Origin of the sequence: Micromonospora sp. NPDC002717 (assembly GCF_040295705.1) — a bacterium.
Taxonomy (GTDB): Bacteria; Actinomycetota; Actinomycetes; order Mycobacteriales; family Micromonosporaceae; genus Micromonospora.
In genome coordinates, this window is sequence record NZ_JBEOVW010000073.1 from 1 (window position 1) to 4,448 (window position 4,448).

Here is a 4,448-nt window from a genome sequence, read left to right on the forward strand (position 1 = left end):
CTGGCGTCGGGGAAGGGCAGGGGCCGTCCATGCTCGACGGGCACGACCTCGACACCGCGGGGCGACAACGCGTGACGGGCGCGCTCGACGTTCGGAAGCCAGCCTTCGGTGACGACCATTCTCGGCGGTAGGTGCGGCACCTCGGCGATGATCTCGCCGCCACCGGTGTCGATGTCCAAGGCCGAGGTGACGTGGGGCAGGCGTGATGCGTTCAACCGCGAGTACCCCCACGGCGGACGCTCTTCCGTTGCCCGGCCTTCAAGCCAGTCGAAGTCCCAGCCGGTCACGTCCACTACGGCGGCCTCATCGACCAACTCACTGAACGTACGCACACCAATTACCCTGCCGGTGCCGTCAACTGGTTTGCGTGGCCACGCCGCGTCCGCTCATCGGCACGTCCGGATGCATACACCCGTGAGCGGCTACTTGCGTGACGAGCGGTTCGCGGCAGATGAGTGCATGGGAGTGGAAGTGCCTGGGCTGCTGGCTGCTGACTGCGGGCGATCGAAAAGCGGGGCTCATCACGCTCATCAGCGCGAGCGGGTGGCAGCACGCCGGGCGACGTAGCGCCCGCTCGGCGACAAATCAGTGCGTTGATTCTCCACGCAGGGTCATGACCCGCACATTCCGTTGTTGATCTCAACAACGGCACGACGTGCCGGCGAACGCAGGCGGTGGGTGCCGGGCACTGGATCCTGTGAGCGGGCGGTAACTGCTATGGTCCGGCATGCTGCTCAACCGCGTGCGTACCACCGTCGATGCTGACCACAGCCAGTATCTTGTGGCCGATCACGACGCCGACATCAGCCGTGAGTTCACCACCGGAGGCACCGGACTCATCGGCCCGCGGGGCGACACGGCCCTCGTGTGCACCGGCACTGCGTACGGCCCGGTTCGGCTCACGGTCGAGGCGCATGATGTCCCACCGGCCCTCGACCCGGAATCCTGGGACGAAGTCGTGGACGTGAGTTTCGAGCTGCCCAGCGCGAGGCTGACCATCCGGACCCTCATGGCGGGACCGGCCGCCACCTTTGACATTGCATCCGGTAGTGGTGCCTACTGGCTCCGGCTGCAGGCGCGAGGACGCGACGACGCCCGAAACGACCCCAAGGGCGAGAACGACGAGCCGATCGAGGAACACCTGATCCTGGTCTGGCCTGCCGACAGGATCCCCGACGTTCCGCACGCCGTCGTGCACAAGGCCACCGACCGGGTCGGGGCCTACCACCGACACGAGGAAACTCGGCGAGGCGGCTGGACTTCATCGACTGTGGAGTTTCGTACCTCACCAGCGCTGTGGTCCATCCCTGACTGGGTACGGTGGCCAGACGAGCCCGGCGTACAAGTGCCGGTAGACCAGGCCGTCCTTCGCTCGGCCCGTCTCGACTTGACCGTGACCGCGGTGACCGTGTACCGGACGGGGTGCCTGATTCTCCTCAACGTCCATGCGCGGCGGTCAGATCTGGACCTGCCCGGATGGAAGAGGTTCAGCGATGTAGCACAGCACGGATTCGGCTTCCCCGGACACTCCGTTCGCCGCCCACTCCATCCCGATGCGCTCCGGCTGAGCATCGCCTGGCCGGGCCAGCCACCGGTGATTTCGGCGAAGGCCAGGGATACCGACAGCCAGCAACCCGACGGGCCGACTCTCGTGGGCTACTGGCACGGCGCCACCGTCATGCGGGACTACGTGGTCGCCGACCACCGGGCGTGGCTGTGGCCGCGACCACCCGGGCACTCGCTGCAGCTCACGATGGAGTGGCCAGCCCTGGGCGTATCACCGACAACAGTCACGCTCGACGGTGCTCGAATCGCCGCTGCCCACCGGCCCGGCGCTGCCTACTGAGCACCGGCAGCATCGATCAACACAAGCACGGGAGCCTGTCCGCCCTCCGACCGACCACAACAGACAGATAGTGCGACCACGCAACCCATCCGTCGAATAGCATCGACATCCACAGTTGCGCAGCCGGCATAACTCGGACGTCGATCATGCCGATGAGCTGCCAAAACTTCAGATCAGGCAAGTGCGGCTGGAGTGCTAGTCGTGCTTCGTTGGGTTCTGTGGCGTTCATTGCGGTGTAACGGTTTCACGGGTTGGTGGCAGGTCATACAGGCGTCGGTCCAAACCGCGACGAGTCGTTGTAGTACTCGTCGGCGACCAGACGTGCCCCGCCGTGCCGACAGCTGGCCGTACGTCAGAGTAGATCGCGCGGATGTTCCCTTGGTCGGCCTCCCGCTTGGTGTGCCGTAGACCAGCCCTGTGGTTGCTCGCGCCGAGCCCGGGCGGCCACCGTGGGTCCATCCACGGGTGGAGCGAGAACCGGGTGTCGTCCACCCGTTGATCAACCCCGCGGTCGACGACCAAGCAGGTACGCCGTTCCTAACATCCATGTCAGCAACAAGCGATCGCAATCACCCACGGCCGAGACCGCTTCAAGCCTTCAGGTTCGCGTCCGGTTGTTGCGAGAGGTTGGTCCGCCCGGCAACCGACTCCGGCGGACTCACGAGACTCAATTAAGGAGGAGCGGCGTGCGTAATTCCCTTTTCCGCATCGCACTCACCACCGCCATCACCGCCACCACAGTGGCAGGCCTCGCCGGACCGGCCCACGCGGCCGATGCGGCCACATCGGTGACCAGCCCCTATTGCGCTGACCTGCAGGCGCAGTACACCAGCGACCTCAACATGTACCTCAAGTACAACATGTTGGCGCTCAGCAGCAAGGATCCGGCAACCCGCACCCTTTACAGCACCCTGGCACGCCGCTACTTCACGTATTACCAGCAGGGCCTCGCCGTGTACCAGGCCAACTGCTGACACTGGCAGTGCCGCCCCAACTGCGGGCTGGCGTAATCCTCACCGCGGCGGCTCCCGGGCTTTACCCGGGAGCCGACACGTCGTCAGCACGGTCCTACACGGCGGGCAGCCCAGCCCGCTCCTGCAGGCCCTCGATGACATCAACCCGCAGGTTACGGCCCGACAACGACGTTCGCGAGCGGCTCGCCCGCCGCGTACCGCCGGACCTGGTCGACCAACAGCCGGCGGGCCCGGGGCGCCAACGCGGCGGTCAGGCCGCCGACTTTGCCAGTACCGTCCAGTGGCTGCACGACGGCACCGCCCAGAGACCGCTCGCGGGTAACCGGCCGGGCTTTGAACGGGATCAGCGGTCCGTCGACATCGACGAAGATCAAGGGCTGTTGGCAAGGCCGGCCATCACGCTCGAACCGTATCGTGGCCCATCCGGGCTGAGCCAGGTGTGCGCACTATCCCGGAAAGGAACGGCTGTTCGCTGCACGCACCCTCGTAACACACCCGGGACGCCCGCTCAGCGGCAGATCCAGACGCCTTCCTTCGCCATCGCGATCTCCATGGATACTGTGGCCATGATGACCTTCAATGGGTCCAGGCCCGCTGCGCCTTTGGCGCCGTGCGTGGACGGTCAGCGCAACGCGCGAGCCCGTGCCCAGTCGATGATGCGGTCGACATGTTCGGCCGCGCGGGGACGGCCGGCGAAAGCGTCACGCAGCCCGACGCATGCGGCGTCCAACTCCGACGACGGTCCGCGCGCGGCGAGCAGCACCACCAATGGCTGCCAGTGGCCGACCTGCTTGTCGCGCAGTGCCAGCAGCTCGTCGAGGTAGCGGCCCGGCTCCAACAGCTCGACCAGCCGGTCCGCCGCCCGCGCCACCCCAGCCAGGAGATCGGCGCGCAGCCGGTCCACGTCCGTATCGGCCGCCACCCGCCAGCGGTCGGCGTACCCGCTATCGGAGTGGGCGGGATCGGCGCACTCGACCCTGCCTTCTAGCACGCGGATCCCGTCGGCCTCGCCCGCCTTGTCGATCGGGCTGGCAAGCCCCTTTGTCCACTCCCACCACGCCGCCGGCACCACGGCCGTACCACCAACCCGGCCGATCAACACCCACACAAACCGAGAGCACGTACCTCGAATCCGCCTAAACTCCAGTGGTCTCGGGCAACCTACGCCGAAATGCATGTTCATCAGTTTTCAAACGTACTGTCATCGGCAAATCAGCATGTGGGCGGACGCTGAGCGGCTTCACCAGCAGTGACGAAGGGGTTCGTTGCTGCTGCTGTAGAGAGCCGCGAGCGGCCACCTCCGGAAGAGATCTCCTGGATAGGTCGTCATGACGGTTGTAGCGGTTCCAGGTGCCACCCGGCGGCGGCGTGGTGTCGTTGGGTGGTGTGGTGGTGGAAGACCAGAGCCTGAGCGGCGGCCGGCGCCGGAGTCTGAAGTACGAGCTGGCGGAGCGCTGCGAGGCGGCCCGGGACGGCCGGGACGCCGAGTCGCGGCGGATGACTGGCAGGGTCAGGTAATCCAACTGTCTTGTATTCGCGTTGATGCCCGCTCCAGCAATCACGGTGAGTCGCGCCGGCCCTGGTGCTGTTGGCCAGATCTGCCGCCGACGATCATGGTCTGACGATGC

Annotated in this window: 4 protein-coding genes and 1 pseudogene; 2 read left to right on the forward strand and 3 right to left on the reverse strand. The window is 66.3% G+C overall.

The annotated features are described in order from the left end of the window. Positions 1-332, reverse strand: a pseudogene (locus tag ABT006_RS34775) (SAM-dependent methyltransferase); the annotation flags it as partial. A gap of 395 nt (positions 333-727) precedes the next feature. Between ABT006_RS34775 and ABT006_RS34780 the strand changes: the two are divergent. Both ABT006_RS34780 and ABT006_RS34785 read left to right on the forward strand, forming a co-directional pair. After that, a complete protein-coding gene (locus ABT006_RS34780) occupies positions 728-1,846 on the forward strand; it encodes a hypothetical protein (RefSeq protein WP_350712720.1) in 1,119 nt (372 codons plus the stop codon). A gap of 686 nt (positions 1,847-2,532) precedes the next feature. Continuing rightward, complete coding sequence (locus ABT006_RS34785) at positions 2,533-2,820, forward strand: hypothetical protein (protein ID WP_350712721.1); 288 nt, start codon at positions 2,533-2,535, stop codon at positions 2,818-2,820. 152 nt (positions 2,821-2,972) lie between these two features. On the opposite strand, the gene ABT006_RS34790 is transcribed toward ABT006_RS34785, so the two are convergent. Together ABT006_RS34790 and ABT006_RS34795 are read right to left on the reverse strand one after the other, a co-directional pair. Next, on the reverse strand, positions 2,973-3,194 hold the full coding sequence (locus ABT006_RS34790) for a hypothetical protein (protein WP_350712722.1): 222 nt from the start codon (positions 3,192-3,194) through the stop codon (positions 2,973-2,975). Between the two features lie 248 nt (positions 3,195-3,442). Further along, a complete protein-coding gene (locus ABT006_RS34795; protein WP_350712723.1) occupies positions 3,443-3,922 on the reverse strand; it encodes a hypothetical protein in 480 nt (159 codons plus the stop codon). Between the last annotated feature and the right edge of the window lie 526 nt (positions 3,923-4,448).

Excerpts from the sequence above, each read along its gene's own strand:
- ABT006_RS34780 (WP_350712720.1), top strand. The coding sequence starts at position 728 with ATGCTGCTCAACCGCGTGCGTACCACCGTCGATGCTGACCACAGCCAG.